The organism is Umezawaea tangerina, from assembly GCF_003002815.1.
GTDB classification, from domain to species: Bacteria; Actinomycetota; Actinomycetes; order Mycobacteriales; family Pseudonocardiaceae; genus Umezawaea; species Umezawaea tangerina.
Genome location: NZ_PVTF01000008.1, coordinates 113,240 through 130,538, shown reverse-complemented (window position 1 = coordinate 130,538; position 17,299 = coordinate 113,240). Strand labels below are relative to the sequence as shown.

Below are 17,299 nucleotides of genomic sequence, written 5' to 3'. Positions count from 1 at the left end.
GAGGGCGTGCTCGAGCTGGACGCCGACGGGGAACCGACCACCCGACAGCCCTTGACGGTGGAGGAGCTGCGGCGGTTCCGCTTCTCCCGCCTCGGCCCGAAGGGCACCAGGACCGACCAGGAGGTCAGGACCGCCCTGGCCACCGCTCTCACCGCCAAGGTGCCGCAAGCCGACTCGGCCGTCCCGGCCGGGTTCACCTACCTCGGCCAGTTCGTCGACCACGACCTGACCATGGACCGGACCGAGGCGCAGCTCGGCGACGACGTGAATCTCGGTGAGCTGCTGCAGGGCCGGTCCCCGGCGCTCGACCTGGACTCCGTCTACGGACGGGGTCCGGACGACCCGCAGGACCGGGTGTTCTACGCCGAGGACGGGGTCTCGCTGAAGGTGGGCAAGACCTCGGCGACGACGTTCCCGGACGAGCGGGTCAACGTCGAGCTGGACGGGTTCGACCTGCCGCGCCGGGGCGGCACCGGGGGCACGGCCGCGGACCGGCGGCTGCCACTGATCCCGGACCCGCGCAACGACGAGAACCTCGCCGTCGCGCAGACGCACCTGGCGTTCATCCGGTTCCACAACCGGGTGGTCGAGGAGCTCGCGCTCAAGGGGCTCTCCGGGCGGCGGCTGTTCGCCGCCGCCCGCCAGCACGTCACCAGGCACTACCAGTGGATGCTGCGGACGGACTTCCTGCCCAGGGTGGTGGACCCGGCGATCGTGGAGGACGTGTTCACCAACGGCCGCCGGTTCTTCGAGGCCCGCGACCACGCGAACCGGCCGACGATGCCGATCGAGTTCTCGGTGGCCGCCTACCGCCTCGGGCACAGCATGATCCGCGACGAGTACCAGTGGAACCGGGTGTTCAACAGCACCGGTCCCGGTCGCATCGCCCCGCTGCTGGCGCTGTTCACCTTCACCGGCGTCAGCGGCAACTTCCAGCCGGGGTCCGCGGTCCCCGTCCTGGACGACCCGGACTCGGGGACGGTCGACACGCTCCCGACGAACTGGGTCGCGGACTTCCGCAGGCTCTACGACTTCGCCGAGGCGGACCGGCCGGACCTCGCGCCGCCCGTCGCGGCCGGTGGCGGCAACGTCACCAAGCGGATCGACTCGCTGCTGGTCGACCCGCTGACCCAGCTGCCCGCGGGCACCTTCGGCGGGCGGGGCACGACGTTCGACGAGATCGAGCGGAACCTGGCCTTCCGCAACCTGACGAGGGCGAGCATGGTCCGGCTGGCCAGCGGGCAGCAGATGGCGGAGCTGTTCTGCGTCGAGCCGCTGACCGAGGAGCAGGTCCTGCTCGGCTCGGGCGGGGCCGACCTGGGCTCGTTGACCGACGAGCAGCGGGACTCGGTGGTCGCCGCGACGCCGCTGTGGTTCTACGTCCTGCGGGAGGCCGAGCTCAACGGCGGCCTGCTGGGCCCGGTCGGCGGCCGGATCACCGCCGAGGTGTTCCACCGGGCCGTCGAGGGCAGCCGCACGTCCATCGTCCGCTCGCCGGCGTGGCGGCCCTCGCTCGGGCCGGACCCGGAGACGTTCCGGATGACCGACCTGCTGCTGTTCGCCTTCGAGGGCAAGGCCGACCTCCTCAACCCGCTGGGCGACTGACAGCCGGGCACGACCGCGCGGCCCCGACCCCCTCCGGGTCGGGGCCGCGCCGCGTACCGGCACCCGTTCCCCGCCGCCCCGACCGTCCGCTTCGGACCTCCGCCACGATCACGCCGAGGTTGCGATGACGTCGACCGATCCGTTTTTGTCGGTGCCCGTCGCTAACGTCTCGCCCGACATCGTGAAGACCTAATCGCAGGAGGAACCGTGGGCTGGCTCGACGCCTCGTCCGGGTACCAGGTGCGGCTCGGGGAGAACGGTCGCGTCCAGTGCCGCAACGGCAAGGGAAAGCTGCTCTCCTCGACGCCCGCGTCCATCAAGGACGATCCCCAGGTGGTGCAGCTGCGCCAGCTCTCCGAGTGGCTCGCGCGCCACGAGGCGGAGTGCCTGGCCGCGGTCGACGGGTGGATGGTGCGCTCGCTGCCCGTGCCCACCGCGCTGCTCGCCGAGGTGTGGGCGGACGCCGCCTGGGCCGCCGTGCTGCGCGACCTGGTCGTGACGGCGCAGGACGGGAGCGGTCCGGAGACCGGGTTCCTGCGCGACGCCGACCCGGAGAAGGGCCTCGGCGTGGTCACCCTCGACGGCGACACCCGGCGGCTGCGGCCGGAGGTCGTGTCGATCCCGCACCCGGTGCTGCTGGAGGACCTGGAGGAGCTGCGCGAGTTCGGCGCGGAGCTGGGCGTCGAGCAGAAGGCGCAGCAGCTGTTCCGGCAGACCTTCGCGCGCCCCGAGGAGTTCCCGGCCGGGCGCACCACCGTCCCCGACTACTCCGGGGGCAAGTTCGAGCAGCTGAACCACGCGCTCGGCCGGTGCCGCACGCTCGGCTACCCGGTGCGCGGCGGTGACGCGGTGTACTCGGCGTTCGAGGACGGCCGGGTCGTGGAGGCCCGCTACTGGATCGGCTCGGACTACCCCGAGGGCGAGACCTGGACCGGCGACCTGCGCTGGGTGCTGGAGAACGGAACCCCGCTGGCGCTGTCCGACGTCGGACCGGTCGCGTGGTCCGAGGGAATGCGCATGGCCGCGGCGGTCCACGCCGGTCGCGTCGTCGAGGAAGCGGTGGTAGCCCCATGAGCAAGAGCACGACCGAGGCCATGATCGCCGTCGGGGCGGTCCTGCCCGGCACGGACGCCGTGGGCGAGGACCGCGACACGATCACCGCCCGCCACTACACCCACCCCGGCCTCGACGACCGCGTCGTGGTCCGGCTGGTGCCCGCCGTCCTCGGCCGCGCCGAGGACCTGACCTGCGAGTTCCTCGGGTTCGAGGCCCCAGGGCGGACGACCGGGGTCGGCACCGGGCGGCGCAGCGCGCTCGGCTTCCCCGCCTGGGCCCTGGTGAACGACCCGGCCAACGCCCACCACGCGCTCAACCTGGTCAAGGACGTCGAGCGGCTGGCCCGCACCGCCCGGTCGCGCGCGGGTGCCGCCAAGGACGGCTTCACCTCGCTGGGCGCCATGCTCGGCCGGTCCGCGCCGCACTTCCTGCCCACGTTCTACGAGCAGGCGGGCCGGATCTTCCTGGAGCACGGCAACCCCACCTACGCCGCCAGCATGTTCGGCAAGGCGCGCGAGGCGGAGGAGGTGCACGACCTCGCCGTCGACCCCGAGCGCACCCGCGAGGTGTTCTTGGAGTTCGCCTTCGCCGGGGCGCTGACGGCCAAGGCCCTGTCGGCGCACGCGAAGGGCCTGGCCCGCAAGCACGAGCCCGACGGCGCCTACGAGCTGTTCCTCACCCTGTGCGTCGAGCGGACCCGCGGCGGCCTGCCGCCCTACACCGGGATGCCGGAGGACCTGCGGCGGCTGGCGAAGGCCGCGAAGCGCGACCTGCGCGCCGAGGACGAGCGCCTGCTGCGCGCGGTGCTGGACAGCTCCGCGATCAGCCGCGCGGGCATCGGCTTCTGGAAGTCCTACCGCGACTCGCTGGTGGCCGTGGCGACCGCGGACGCCGAGGTGCGCGGCCAGCTGCTGGCGTTCGTGCCCGCGGCGGCGGCCGCGCTCGACACGTGGCTGGACATCCTGACGGGCTGCGGCGCCACGAGGGCGCTCGTCGAGCCCGCAGGCGAGGTGGCCGTCTCCCCCGCCGAGTGGCTGTCCTCGGTCATCACCGTGCGCTCCAGCGGCTGGCGCACGACCGGTCGTTCGCAGGCGCTGCTGGAGCTGGTCGACGCGATGGCGGACCGGCTGGTCGCCGACGGCGTCCCGGTCCGCGTGCTGCGCGGCTGGCGCCAGGGCGAGCTGGACCTGCTGGACCTGTTCGCCACCCGCGGCGTGCCGCTGGCCCCGGTCGAGCGGAACGACATGCAGCTCGACGTGTCCGGGTGGCTGTCCGACGAGAACCCCGGCCGCCGCGACCTGGCAGCGCTCGGCGCGTCCGGGCAGTTCTCCTTCGCCCTGGGCGAGGGCTTCGTCGTGCACGCCCGGTCCACCGCCCGCAACGACCTGGCGAGCATCGACGTGCTGTCCGGCGCGATGGCCGTGCCCGGTCTGCGCGCCGCGGTGCGCGGCTGGCTCACCACCCGCGCGGGCAGGGTCGCGGCCACCGGCCTGCCGGACCTCGACCGGCACATCACCGCGCTGGCCGTGCTGCGGGTGCCCGAGGCGTTCGCGGACGTGCCCGAGGCCGCCGAGTCGCTGGCCTCGACCGACGTCGCCACCGCGTTGCGCAGGACGCTGCGCACCGGCCTGGTCGACGAGCTCGGCTGGCCCGCGCTGGAGGAGGCGCTGACCAGGCTGGCCGCGGTCGGCGCGCCCAAGGACGAGGGCGTGGTGATCTGCGGCGAGGGCTGGCCCGCGCTCGTGCTGCGCCGCGGCGAGACGTTCGTCGTCGTCGGCCCGGACGGGATCCTCGCCGAGCACGTCTCCCGGATCCCCGCCGACGCCCGCCACCGCTGGGCGTTCCGCCCGACCGCGCACTGGTACGACGGGGTGCTGCTGGTCCGCTGGCACAGCGACGACGCCGAGCTGGGCTACTGGAGCGACGCGCCCGACCAGATCTTCGCGCGCTCCACCTCCAGCCCGTCCTACGGCAACGACACGCCGACCCCGTCCATCGCGCTGCCCGACGGGGCCCGGTTCGCGGGCCGTCGGGCCGTGCACCGCGGCGACACCCAGGTGCCGGGGCGCCTCAAGGCGGTCGGCGACGGCACGACCGTGTGGACGGTCGTGCACCACGACCAGAAGTGGCGCTGGTTCGAGGTCGACCCGGCCACCGGCGAGATCGGCCGCGCCAGCCTGCCGAGGTTCCTCGAGGACTTCGCCGCGGACGGCACCACCCTGGCGCTGACCGACTGCGACCTGCGTCCCGCGGACCAGTCCACCCGGAGCAGTCCGCTCGGTGTCGCCGACGGCCTGCACGGCTGGCGAGTGCGCACCGAGGCCGACGGGTCCTGGCTCGGCGAGGGCGTCGACGGCCGTCGCGTGCGGCTGCGCCGCGGCCGTCGCCAGCCCGTGGGCGTGCTCCGGCTGCCCGGCGGCGGCGAGCTCGTCCTGGCCAGCGAGTACCAGACGCTGGCGCTGCTCGACCAGGAGGGCACGCTCATGGGCAGCGTGTCCACCAGGGAGGCCCACTCGTCCTACGCCGCCGGCACGCCGCTCGTGGTGCCGCTGGACTGGTGGCACCTGCTCAGGCCGCGCGACGAGGCCGGGTCGGCCGCCCTGCGCGCGGTGAGCACCTCCGCCGTGGAGAAGATGCTCGCCGCGGCGCTGGCGGAGCTGGAGGAGGACGGCAAGGAGTCGAAGCCGTCCCTGCGCGACCGGCTCACCTCGTTGGTCCGCGGCGACCGCGACGACCTCGCCCGCACCGTCGCGAACGCCCTGCCCGGCCTGACCCACCCCGGCCTGCTCGCCGGTGTGCTCGACGTGGTCCGCCGCGCGGCCAAGCAGCTGCGGACCTTCCGCGGCTACGCCCCGATCGCCGCGGCGGCTCGGGCCGTCGACCTCGCCTCGCTCGTGCCCTCCGGGCCCGCGGTGACCGAGGGGCAGCTCAACACCGCGCTCGGCTGGTTCGGCGGCTACCGGTCCAGCAGCGACCACGGCTCCACCCCGACCACCCTGCCCGAGCTCGTCACCGCGTTGGCCCAGACCGCGGCACTGCCCAAGGCCGAGGGCCGGGCGCTGCCGGAGACGACCTGCTCGGACTGGTTCGAGTTCCTGCCCGCTCTCGGCGCGCTCGCGCACCGGGCCGCGTCACCGCTGACCTCCGACGAGCACCGCGAGGCGCTGGTGATGCTGCTGCGCCACCTGGCCGACAGCGGCATGGCCGAGGGCGACGGGCACTGGCGCACGGTCGGGTTCGTGCTCCCCAAGGGCGCGGCCGACCCGAAGGACCGCGTCGTCCCGGTCGCCGGCGGGTTCATCGCCGTGTTCGAGGAGAACTGGCGGCACAACAGCGGCCACCGCTACGACGGGGTCCAGTTCACCCGCACCCCCGGCAGCTTCGACACCCCGCGCGGCTGGGTGCTGGAGACGTCGGAGGACGTGAGCCTGCCGTTCGGGCGCGAGCGGATCACCCGGTTCCTCGACGTGCTCGCCGAGCGCGGTCCCGCGCCGTGGCGCCCGGAGGCGGTGCCCGCGCTGGTCGAGCGCACCGGCCTGGGCAGCGGCGAGGCGACGGTGCTGCTGGCGGGCATGCCCGGCGTCGACCGCTGGGACGCGAACTACCTCAGCACCGCCGAACGGCACCTGCTCGGCCTGTCCGCGGGCAGCGCCAAGGCGGGCAAGGAGCGGCTCAAGCGGCTGGACGACGGCTACCGCCGCCGCCTGCTCGCCGCGGCCGTGCCCGCCGACCCGGTCGAGCTGTGGACCACCGGTCCGGACGTCGAGGCCGTCGCCGCCGTGTGGACCGCCGAGCACGGGCACCGCTCGCCGGTGCCGGACGACGTGCTGGTGGACGCGGCGAAGAGGCTGACGCTGTCGCACACCGGCGAGTACGTGACCGGTGTCGTCAACCCGGACAGCACGTCGTGGCTCACCGTCGACTGCGACGCCCGGCTGGAGGAGGGCTCGCTGAAGTCCAAGAACGGCAACGGGTTCACCAGCCACACCGTGGACGTCGTGGCCCAGGTGCTGCCGTGGCTGGCGCAGCGGCTCACCGTGGGCTCACCGCTGCGGGCGCGGCTGCCGGAGGCGCTGGCGCTGGCCCGGCAACGGGTCGCGCACCCCGGTTTCGTCGTCGAGGTCGGCTCGTGGGTCTCGCTGGAGGACACCAGCAAGCTGCTCGGCATCGAGCCGCCCGCACCGGGCTCGGTCGTGCGGCACCGCCCGTGGCTGACCGTGGTCGGCGTCAACGACTACCACTGCAAGCTGTTCGTGGCGCCCGGCCTGCTCACCCCGCAGGACCGCGACCTGCTGGTAGCGGTCACCGAGAGCACCTACACCCAGCGCCTGCTGCGCAACCTGGACGTCCTGGCCGACGAGGGGCTGGCCGCCGCGTGCGCCGTGACCGCGCCCGAGGGCGTCGACCCGGCGACCTACTACCAGGACCCGACGGTGTCGGTCCCGCACCTGGTGGCGGAGGCCGCGGGGAAGCTCGGGCTCGACGAGGACGCCGCCGCGCTGTACCTGCAGCTGCTGGCGCTGCCCGACCCGACCGACGCGAACGTGGCGCGGTGGACCGGGTGGAAGCCCGCGCGGCTCAAGAAGGCGCGGGCCGCGCTGGCCGCGACGGACCTGGTGCTGACGGCCAAGCGCGCCAGGGCGGGGCGGTCGCTCTTCCTGCCCGGCGGATGGCTGGCCCTCGGCTCGCCGCACCTGCCGCTGGAGTCGTGGAAGGCCCCGATGTTCGGCTTCACCGACCGCGCGTGGGGTGTCATCGCGCCCCACGAGCCGGTCGCCTCCCTGTTCGCCCGCGCCTGGCAGCGCGTGGTGGACGGCGACACCCCCGCCTACGAAGAGCTCAAGACCGGAGGACGCAGGTGACCGCGAGCACCGCCCCGAGGCAGGTCGACCCCGCCGAGGACGCCCACCGCGAGGAACTGGCGTTCCTGGCGGCCTACGACGACGGCCCCCGGCCGCCGGGCTGGCGGCTCACCCCGCGCGCCGTCGTCACGTACGTGACCGGCAGCGGCGGTGACGCGCTGGCGCTGCCCAAGGGCGTGGCGGCCGACGGCGTGCCGTCCCGGCTGGTGATCAGTCCGAAGTTCGTCGGCGAGCGGGCGCTGGTGGAGCGGTCGGTGATCACCCTGGCCGGGGAGCGCGGCCTGCTGCTCGTCGGCGAGCCGGGTACCGCGAAGTCGATGCTGTCGGAGCTGCTGGCCGCCGCCGTGTCGGGCAGCAGCCAGCTGGTGGTGCAGGGCACCGCGGGCACGACGGAGGACCAGCTGCGCTACGGCTGGAACTACGCGCTGCTGCTCGCCGAGGGGCCGAGCCCGCGGGCGCTGGTGCCCTCGCCGGTGTTCACCGCGATGCGCACCGGCGGTGTGGTGCGGGTCGAGGAGGTCACCCGCTGCCTGCCGGAGGTGCAGGACGCGCTGGTGTCGATCCTGTCGGACCGGCGGATCGCCGTGCCCGAGCTGTCGGGCACCGACGGCGCCACCGTGCACGCCGCGCCCGGTTTCACCGTGATCGCCACGGCGAACCTGCGCGACCGGGGTGTGTCGGAGATGTCGGCGGCCCTCAAGCGCCGGTTCAACTTCGAGTCCGTCGGCCCGATCGGCGACCTCGCCTCGGAGATCGCCCTGGTCCGCAGGCAGGCCAGTGCGGCGCTCGACCGGGTGAAGGCGCCGTTCGCCGTCGACGACGTCGTGCTGGAGGCGCTGGTCACCGCGTTCCGCGACCTGCGCAACGGCGTGTCCGAGGAGGGCTGGGCCGTCGAACGCCCGTCCACGGTCATGAGCACCGCCGAGGCGGTGTCGGTCGCCACGTCGCTCGGGTTGGCGGGCACCTACTTCCCCGGCGACCGCGACCCGCTCTCCCTGCTGCCCGGCCACCTGCTCGGCGTCGTCCGCAAGGACGACCCCGGCGACGCGGCCAGGCTGCTCGGCTACTGGGACGGCGCCGTCCGCCGCCGAGCCGAATCCGGCTCCCGCACCTGGCGCCGCATGTGGGAGCTCCGCGACGTCCTGGACGACTGAGGCGCGGGGGTGCCGCGGCCCGACGACCACGGCACCCCCGCACCCCACCCGCCGTCCACGCACCACCGAGCCCGAGGCCCCCACGTGATCCCCCGAACCACCACCCCCGCACCACCCGCCCACCGGCGAGGTGGACGCGCGACTTCCTTGCCCACCAACGCGTCCGCGGTTCCTGGCCACCACGACCGGACACCGCCGCGAACGCCGGGTGTCCACACGACACTCGTGGTTTCCACGAACCTTGTTCGCCGGCGATGCGGAACCCCGAGCACGAGCGAGGTGGGCGCATGACGACCACCTCACCCACCGACGCCGCGCAGGAAGACCCCTTGCACACCGACCAGTCCGCCGTGCTGGAGCGCTTGGCGGCGCACGACGTGCCGCACCTGATCGGGGTGCGGCACCACTCCCCCGCGCTGGCCGCGGCGATGCCCGACCTGCTGGCGGCCGCCGAGCCCGAGGTGTTGCTGGTCGAGCTGCCCGAGGAGCTCGGTCGGTGGTTGCCGCACCTGGCCGATCCGGGGCTGACGGCGCCGGTGGCGTTGTCCGGGGCGGCGCGCGACGGCGGGAGTCTGGCGTTCTACCCGTTCGCGGACTTCTCGCCCGAGCTGGCGGCGGTCCGGTGGGCGCACCGCAACGGGGTGGAGGTGCGGCCGTGCGACCTGCCGCTGGCACTGCGCGGCGAAGGGCACACGGGGTCGGAGCGGGGGCCGTCGCCGTTGACCGACGCGTTGCGCCGGGCCACCACGGGGCGGGACGGGGACGACCTGTGGGATCGGCTGGTGGAGGCGGCGGCACCCGGTCAGAGCGCCGAGGCGGTGCGGCGGGCGGCGTTGATGGTGGGCTGGGCGATGCGCAGCGACGCCGCGGGGGCGGACGGCACCGGGGTCGACGGGTTCGACCTGCGGCGTGAGGCGTGGATGCGGCGGGCGGTGTCGCTCGTGGGTGGTCGGCGCTGCGCGGCGGTGGTCGGCTCGTTCCACGCCGCCGCCCTGCTGCGCGGCCCCGAAGGGGACGCGGTGGAGGCGGAGCCGAGCGGGCCGGAGGCGGTGACCTCGTTGGTGCCGTACGGGTTCTCGCTGCTGGACGAGCGGTCCGGCTACCCGGCGGGCATCCGCGACCCGGAGTGGCAGCAGGCGGTGCTGGAGGCGGCGGGCGACCCGGTCGCCGTGGAGGCCGCCGCCGCGTCGGTGATCGTGCGGATCTGCGTGCGGGTGCGGGAACTGGGGCATCCGGCCGGTCCCGGTGAGGCGCGGGAGGCGTTGCGGCTGGCGGTCGACCTGGCCCGGCTGCGCGGGCTGCCCGCGCCCGGCCGCAGCGAGGTCGTCGAGGCGGTGCAGACCGTGCTGACCCACGCCGAACCGCTGGGACGGGGCCGGGTCGTGGCCCGTGCCGCGGGTGATGTGCTGGTCGGCCACCGCACCGGGCTGCTGGCACCCGGCACACCCCGCTCCGGGCTGGCGCCCGCGGTGGAGGCGCAGCTGGCGGAGCTCCGCCTGCCCGGTCCCGGCACCCGTGAACCGGCGGTGCTGCGGCTGGACCCGTTGCGCTCCGCGCTGGACGCGCGCCGCGAGGTCGCGCTGCGCAGGCTGTCCGTCCTGGGCGTCACCTACGCCGAGCCGACCGCCACGACCGGCGTCGGCGGTGGGGACGCGCTCACCACCCGCTGGACCGCGACGTGGACCCCGTCGACCGCGGCCACCCTGCCGGTCGCCGGGCTGTGGGGCTCGACCCTGCCGCTGGCCGCCTCGGGCCGCCTGCGCGCCCGCCGCGCCGACCGCGAGCTGAAGGGCGGTCAGACCCCCGGCGACGTGCTGGCCGACCTGACCGACGCCGCCGCGTGCGGCCTGCCGGACCTCGTGGGCGACGTGCTGTCGGACGCCGCGACCGTCCTGCCCTCGGCCGCGACGCTGCCGGAGCTGCTGGCCTGCCTCGACCTGCTCGACCGGCTGAAGGCCGGACACCTGCCCGGCACCCCCGGTGACGTCCTGGACGCGCACCCGCGGCTGGCACCGGACCTGGACACCGCGGCCGTGGCCCAGCTCGACGGCCTGGCCGGGTCGGAGGACCCGGCCGACGCGCACGCGCTGGTGGAACTGGGGCAGCGCCACGACAAGCACGGCACCGGGCTGCGGCTGACCGCGACCCTGCGGCGGCTGGGCGACACCGCCGCGCCGTTGATCGCCGGTGCGGCGGGTGCCGCCCAGGTCCTGCTCGGCCTCACCCCGCCCGCCGCGCTGGGCGAACGGGTCGCGTCCTGGCTCGACAGCGCCACCACCCCCGAACGACGGGACGTGCTGCGCCGCGGCCTCACCGGCGTGCTGGCCGCCGCGGCCCCGCTGCTGGAGACGCCGGAGGCGCTGTCGCCGCTGCTGGACCGGGTGGAGGAGCTGGCCGACCGGGCTTTCCTCGACCGCCTTCCCGCGCTGCGCGGCGCGTTCACCTCCGTCGGCCCGGCGGCGCGGGCACGGGTGCTCGCGGTGGTCGAGCAGCGCACGGGCGACCGGGTCGACGGCGCCCACCTGCCCGACCCCGAGCTGCTCGCGGTCTGGCTGGACGCGGAGCACGCGGCCGCGGAAGCGCTGCGCGCCCACGGCCTGGACCGCCCCGCCTACGAGGCACCTGCTCCGACCGCCGAACCCGAGTCCACCGCGGACGCGAAACCCGTGGTGGGGAACGAGCTTCCCGCCGCGATCCGCTGGCGGCTGGTGCTCGGAGCACGGGGTGAACGCCCCGCGGGGGCCGGTCGGTACGCCGCCGCGCTGGACGAGCTGTACGGGCGCGACCGCGGCGAGGGCGCCGAGCGCGGCGACCTCGGCGCCGACCGGTCCTCCCCGTTCCCCGACGTGCGCGAGTGGTCGGACGAGCTGCGGGAGCTGTTCGGCGACCACGTCCGCGAAGAGGTCCTGGCGGCCGCCGCCGAGGGCGGGCGCCTGGAGGCCGCGCTCGAGATCGACCCCGGCTCGGTGCGGCCGTCGGTGGAGCTGCTGCGCAACGTCCTGTCGTTGGCGGGCGGTCTGTCGGAGTCGTCGCTGGCCCGGCTGCGACCGCTGGTCGCCCGGCTGGTGCGCGAGCTGACGGCGCAGCTGGCCACGCGGGTCCGGCCCGCGCTGACCGGGATGCAGCTGCCGGTGCCCACCCGTCGGCCCGGCGGGAAGCTCGACCTGCCCCGCACGTTGCGGGCGAACCTCGCGACCGCGCGCCGGGACGCGAACGGCCGGGTGCTGGTGGTGCCGGAGCGGCCGGTGTTCCGCACCCGCGGCCGCAAGTCCATGGACTGGCGGCTGGTGCTCGTGGTGGACGTGTCGGGCTCGATGGAGGCGTCCACGGTGTGGTCCGCGCTCACCGCCGCGGTGTTCGCCGGGGTGCCGTCGCTGTCGACGCACTTCCTGGCGTTCTCCACCGAGGTCGTCGACTTGACCGACCGGGTGGCGGACCCGCTGTCGCTGCTGCTGGAGGTGCGGGTCGGAGGCGGCACGCACATCGCGGGCGCGCTGCGGCACGCCCGCTCGATGGTGACCGTGCCGGAGAGGACGATGGTGGTGTTGGTGAGCGACTTCGAGGAGGGCGGCCCGGTGGGCGCCCTCGTCGGGCAGGTCCGGGAGCTCGTGACGTCCGGCGTGACGGTGCTGGGGTGCGCGAGCCTCGACGACAGCGGGGTCGCGCGGTACTCCACGTCGGTGGCGGGAGCGCTGGTGGCGGCCGGGATGCCGGTGGCCGCGCTCAGCCCGCAAGCGCTCGCGCGCTGGGTCGGGGAGAAGGTGCGCGGATGACCCCGCCACCGGTGGCGCCCGCGGTCCTGGCCGACGTGCTCGACGACCTCCCGCCGCGGCTGCGCAAGCGGGTCGACGCGTCGTTGGACCGGGCGGGGACGTGGGACGTCGTCGTCGACGGCGACACGGCTCGGGCGGAGCTCGACGCCGACACGTCGCTGACGTGGACGTTGAGCGGCGGGGTGCTCGCCGCCGCCGAGGACCTGGTGTGCAGTTGCCTGCTGGCGCCCAGGTGCCTGCACCGCGGGGTGGCTGTCGCGGCGGCCGAGGTCGCCGACGTGGTCGCCCCCGCCGCGGCCGCTTCCGAGGTCGTGGAGGCGGTCGCGGAGGAGCCGGTCGAGGTCGCCGAGGCGCGCGAGGACGAGCGGGCAGCGGCGGGGGCGTTGTGGGAGGCGTGTGCGACGGTGCTCCGGTCCGGGGCCGCCGGTAGCGGGGCGGTGGTGCGGGCCGAACTGCTGCGGGCGGTGCACGTGGCCAGGGTGGCGGGGTTGCACCGCGCTTCCGCTGGTGGGCTGAGGATCGCCGCGGCGTTGGCGGCGGCGCGGGCCGGGGACTCCTCGTTCGACCGCGAGGTTCTGACGGGTGAGCTGGTCGACCTGATGCTGCTGTGCCACGACCTGCGTGGCGGCACGGTCTCGGCCGAGCTGCGCGGGACGGCTCGGCGGGAGTACTCCCCCGTCGGGGCGTTGCGGTTGTACGGGTTGTGCACCGAGGTCGTGGTGGCGTCGTCCGGGTACAGCGGGGTGGTGACGCACCTCGTGGACGAGACCGGTCTGTTGTGGACGGTGCCGGCGATCATGCCCGGTGGAGCCGAGCGGGTGACGGCGGCCGCGGGAGGTGCGGTGGCCATCGGCGAGTCCGGGCTGACCCAGCGGGAGCTGGGGCGGGCGGGCATGTTGTTGTCGGGCGGGACCGGATCACCGGATCGGCGGCTCGGGGCGGGGAAGGCCGTGCGGGCGGTCGCCGCCTCCGGCGCGGGGTGGGACGCGGCGCCGTTGGCGGGCTTGTGGGAGCAGCCGTTGGCCGAGCAGGTGGCGCGGGCGTTCCACGCGGACACGCGGCCCGTGGGGCATCGGCCTGCCGGGGAGGATCTGCTGTTCCTGGAGGGAACGGTGGTCGGGGCGGCCGGTGCGGCGTTGCGGCTGTCCCTGGGTGAGGCGCACGTGGATCTTGTCGGGGACCAGCGGGTTCGGGAGAACCTGAGGGTGTTGGCCGGAGCCGCCGGGCTTGGTCTTCGGGTGGTCGGGCGGTTGGTACCGGACCGGCCGGGGGTCGTGTCGGCCCTGGCGGTGTCCAGCGCCGAGTTGGCGTTGCCGTCCGAGCTGCGTCACCACGTGGACCTGGCGTTGGACCAGGTTCAGCGGTCGCACGTGAGTGACGGACTTCGGGAGTTGCCGCCTCGGTCCGAAGGGGACGATGGGGTACCGGAGCCGTTGAGGCCGCTGGAGAACGTGGTGCACCGGGTGGCGTTGGGCGGGAGGGCTGTGGCGGCGGTGTCGTCGGCTTCTCGGGACGTGACGGCTCTGGGGCGGATGGGGTTGGTGACGACGGCGGGTCTACTGGCGGATTTGGCGGGGACGTCGAGGGATCGGGAGAGGGATGTGTTCGGGAGGGTGGTCAGGGATGCGGGGGATGCGTTCCCGGTGGCGTGGTTGAGGGCGGGGGTGCACGTGCGGGAGTTCAGGAGGGGGGTGTCGAGGCGGGGGTGGTTGGAGGCTGTGGGGGCTCAGCACTCCTGACGCGGTGGGGTGTCGTCGCACGACCACCGCCGGAACCGGCACAGGCCGTCCTCCACGGCACGTGCCGTTCCGGCAGGTCACGTCAGGACATCCCGGTCTTGACCGTGGACGCCATCCCGTTGACGCCCCGACGATTGGTTCCCGTCGAAGGACGCGCTGATAGCCGCTCTGGCCGACCGCAGTGCGCGCGACCAGTTCGCCGCCGTGGAAGCCGCCGCGACCCGATGCCGGGGTGACGCGCTGGATCGGTTGAACGCACTGCTGCAAGCCGGTTTCGACGTCAAGATGGCGACAGGAACGCCCGAGCGGCTGGCCGCCGCGGTATCGCTGTTGAGGCCTGAGAACGCCCACCTGTACGAACGAATCGTCACACTCGAAGAGGGCCTGCTTCGGCCGGTGCTCACGCGGTTGATCTCCGAGGGTGTGGCGCAGGGGGCGTTCGACACGTTCGACCCCGAGGGCGTCGCCGACATGGTCCACGCTCTGGCCGCGCGCATCAAGGTGACCCTGTTGCAGCTGGTCGACGCCGCCGACGAGTCGGCCCGAGAGCACGCGATCGACGTTCTCGCCACGAGGTTCAGGCTTCACGCCCTGGCCGTCGACCGCATCCTCGGACTCCCCGACGGCAGCGTCACCGCGCTCAGCCGCGAGCAGGTCGAAACGATGGCAGCGCCCTGTCCTCGCAGCACTACATGGAACTGGGCGCCGCGTTGGCCGACCAGTTCACCGTTCACCTCCCCGACCGACGTGGCCGCGGCTCGACGCGATCGTCACGGCCACCGGCGCGCGGTACGTCTTCGGGGTCGCCGACGGCGGGTTGTTCGCGCTGCACGGCGCCATGTCGACACCCGCGATCAGCAAGGTCGCCGTGTTCGAGCCGGTCCTGTTCGTCGGCCAACCGGGCCTGGAGGAGTTCACAGCGGTGATCAGCCGGGGGCGACGCCTGCTCGCCGACGGGGACGTCGGCGGAGCCATGGCAAGCCTCGCCAGGGACGCGCAGGGCTCGGACCCGCGGGCACGAGCCGTTTCAGCGCCGTACCGCCTGATGGGGAGGATCATGACGCGGCCGGCCGTCAACCGGGCGTTGCTGTGGGCCGATGCCCACCTGGCCAAGGGTGACGACGTCCCGCTAAGCGACTTGATCGTGGCGTGGGAACAGGAGTTGGCCGTGGTGGAAGCCAGTGAGGGCACCATCGCCGACTACCGGAACGTGACCGCCGAGGTCCTGCTGCTGTGCGGCGTGGGCGCCCCGGAGCTGTTCACCGGAACCCTGGACGCCTTGGAGGACGTGCTGCCGCGGGCGACTCGCGTCGACGTCCCCGGCGTCAACCACGGCGGCCCTCAGACCCAAGGCGGCAACCCCGCGGTCATCGCCGAGCACCTGCGCCGGTTCTTCACCTCGGGCACCTGAGAGGCCGGAGTCAGCGGCCCCGAGCCCCGCGGGTGGTGGGGTCGAGCAGATCGAGGTCGTCCGGCAGCGCGGCAGCAGCCCGTGTCGTGCCCGCACGAAACCGCCGGTGTTCGCGTGGGGCCCGGTCGCCGACCGGTCCGGGTGGGGGTGGACCGGTCGGCGACGCGGTGGTGGGGTCCGGTGAGGGGGATCAGCCGGACCGGAGTGTCGATTTGATGGCGGTTTTGAGGACCTTCCCCACGGTCGAGCGGGGGAGGTCGGGCCAGATGTGGATTTGCTTGGGGGTCTTGACGCTGCCGATGCGTTGTTTGACGAAGGCCGCGAGCTCTTCGGGGTCGGCGGTGGTGTCGGGGTGGGGTTGGACCACCGCTACTACGCGTTCGCCCCACTTCTCGTCGGGGAGGCCGACCACGCCGCAGTCGCGTACGGAGGGGTGGGCCATGAGGGCCTGTTCCACCTCGGCGGAGTAGACGTTGAAGCCGCCGGTGATGATCATGTCCTTGGCGCGGTCGACCACGTAGAGGTAGCCGTCGTCGTCGAGGTAGCCGATGTCGCCGGTGTGGTGCCAGCCGAACCTGGAGGCTTCCTCGGTGGCCGCCGCGTTCTTGTAGTAGCCGCGCATGACCAGGGAGCCGCGGACGACGATCTCGCCGCGGGAGCCGGTGGGGAGCAGGGTGCCCTCGTCGTCCATGATCGCGACGGTGACGAGGGGGCCGGGGCGGCCCGCCGAGGCGAGGCGGGTGTGGGCGATGGTGCCGTCGGGGAGGAAGTGGTCGGCCGGGGCGAGCATGGAGACCATCATGGGGGCTTCGGACTGGCCGAAGAGCTGGGCCATGACGGGGCCGATGGCGGTGAGGGCCTGTTCGAGCCTGGCCGGGGACATGGGGGCGGCGCCGTACCAGAAGCAGCGCAGCGACGTCAGGTCCGTTGTGGACAGTCGTTCGTGGGCCAGCAGCATGTAGACGAGGGTCGGCGGCAGGAACGTGTGGGTGACGCGGTGCCGCTCGACGAGGTCGAGGAACGAGCCGAGGTCGGGGGCGGGCATGACGACGACCTCGCCGCCCATGGCCATGACCGGGAAGCAGAGCACGCCCGCGGCGTGGGTGAGCGGGGCCATGGCGAGGTAGACCGGGCGCGGGTCGAACGGGTAGGCCATGAGGGTGAGGGCGGTCATGGTCTCGAGGTTGCGGTCGGTCAGCTGCACGCCCTTCGGCCTGCCGGTGGTGCCGCCGGTACCGACGATCATGACGGTGTCGTCGGGCGGTGAGGGGTCGTAGTCGACGGGGTCGCCGGTGAGCCAGGCGTCCAGGTCGTCGAGCGGGACCACCGTGGTGAGCAGGGGCAGGGTGGGGGCGATCTCGGCGACGAGGTCGGCGTAGGCGGGGGCGTGCAGGAGGGCGACGCAGTCGAACAGCTCCAGCAGCTCCCGGTTCTCCCCCGCCGCGTTGCGCGGGTTGATCGGGCACCACACGGCCCCGCGGCGCGCGACGCCGAAGACGCACGCGAACGCTTTCGGGTCGTTGCCCGACAGGATCCCCACCTTGTCGCCCGCCCGGACGCCCGCGCGGGCCAGCGCGCGGGCGACCGAGTGCGACAGGTCCTGCACGTCGCCGTAGGAGAGCGACACGCCGTCCATCGTCAGGCAGGGGGCGTCACGACCGAGCGACGCCCCCTTGTCCAGGTAGGCCGTCAGGGACAT

Annotated in this window: 8 protein-coding genes; 7 read left to right on the top strand and 1 reads right to left on the bottom strand. The window is 74.2% G+C overall.

Annotation, left to right across the window (positions count from 1 at the left end):
- The first annotated feature begins 6 nt into the window (after positions 1–6).
- The 7 genes from CLV43_RS26160 (at position 7) to CLV43_RS26125 (ending at position 15,600) form a co-directional block, all read left to right on the top strand.
- Positions 7–1,605, top strand: a complete 1,599-nt coding sequence (locus CLV43_RS26160) for a peroxidase family protein (RefSeq protein WP_245886996.1) — start codon at positions 7–9, stop codon at positions 1,603–1,605.
- Positions 1,606–1,812: 207 nt separating this feature from the next.
- Positions 1,813–2,679, top strand: a complete 867-nt coding sequence (locus tag CLV43_RS26155; protein ID WP_106190009.1) for a DUF4132 domain-containing protein — start codon at positions 1,813–1,815, stop codon at positions 2,677–2,679.
- Positions 2,676–7,523, top strand: a complete 4,848-nt coding sequence (locus tag CLV43_RS26150) for a hypothetical protein (RefSeq protein ID WP_106190008.1) — start codon at positions 2,676–2,678, stop codon at positions 7,521–7,523. The genes CLV43_RS26155 and CLV43_RS26150 overlap by 4 nt, the downstream gene beginning before the upstream one ends.
- Positions 7,520–8,677 carry an ATP-binding protein gene (locus CLV43_RS26145; protein ID WP_106190006.1) on the top strand — a complete coding sequence of 386 codons (1,158 nt, stop codon included), beginning with the start codon at positions 7,520–7,522 and terminating at the stop codon, positions 8,675–8,677. Before CLV43_RS26150 ends, CLV43_RS26145 begins: the two co-directional genes overlap by 4 nt.
- 287 nt (positions 8,678–8,964) lie before the next feature.
- Positions 8,965–12,450, top strand: a complete 3,486-nt coding sequence (locus CLV43_RS26140; protein WP_106190004.1) for a DUF5682 family protein — start codon at positions 8,965–8,967, stop codon at positions 12,448–12,450.
- Positions 12,447–14,189 carry a hypothetical protein gene (locus CLV43_RS26135; protein ID WP_106190003.1) on the top strand — a complete coding sequence of 581 codons (1,743 nt, stop codon included), beginning with the start codon at positions 12,447–12,449 and terminating at the stop codon, positions 14,187–14,189. Before CLV43_RS26140 ends, CLV43_RS26135 begins: the two co-directional genes overlap by 4 nt.
- A gap of 838 nt (positions 14,190–15,027) precedes the next feature.
- The gene (locus tag CLV43_RS26125) at positions 15,028–15,600 is read left to right on the top strand and encodes a hypothetical protein (protein WP_211304559.1); all 573 of its coding nucleotides are present in this window, start codon (positions 15,028–15,030) and stop codon (positions 15,598–15,600) included.
- Between the two features lie 190 nt (positions 15,601–15,790).
- On the opposite strand, the gene CLV43_RS26120 is transcribed toward CLV43_RS26125, so the two are convergent.
- Positions 15,791–17,299 (bottom strand): acyl-CoA synthetase, encoded by a 1,509-nt coding sequence (locus tag CLV43_RS26120; RefSeq protein ID WP_106190001.1) that lies wholly within the window; start codon positions 17,297–17,299, stop codon positions 15,791–15,793.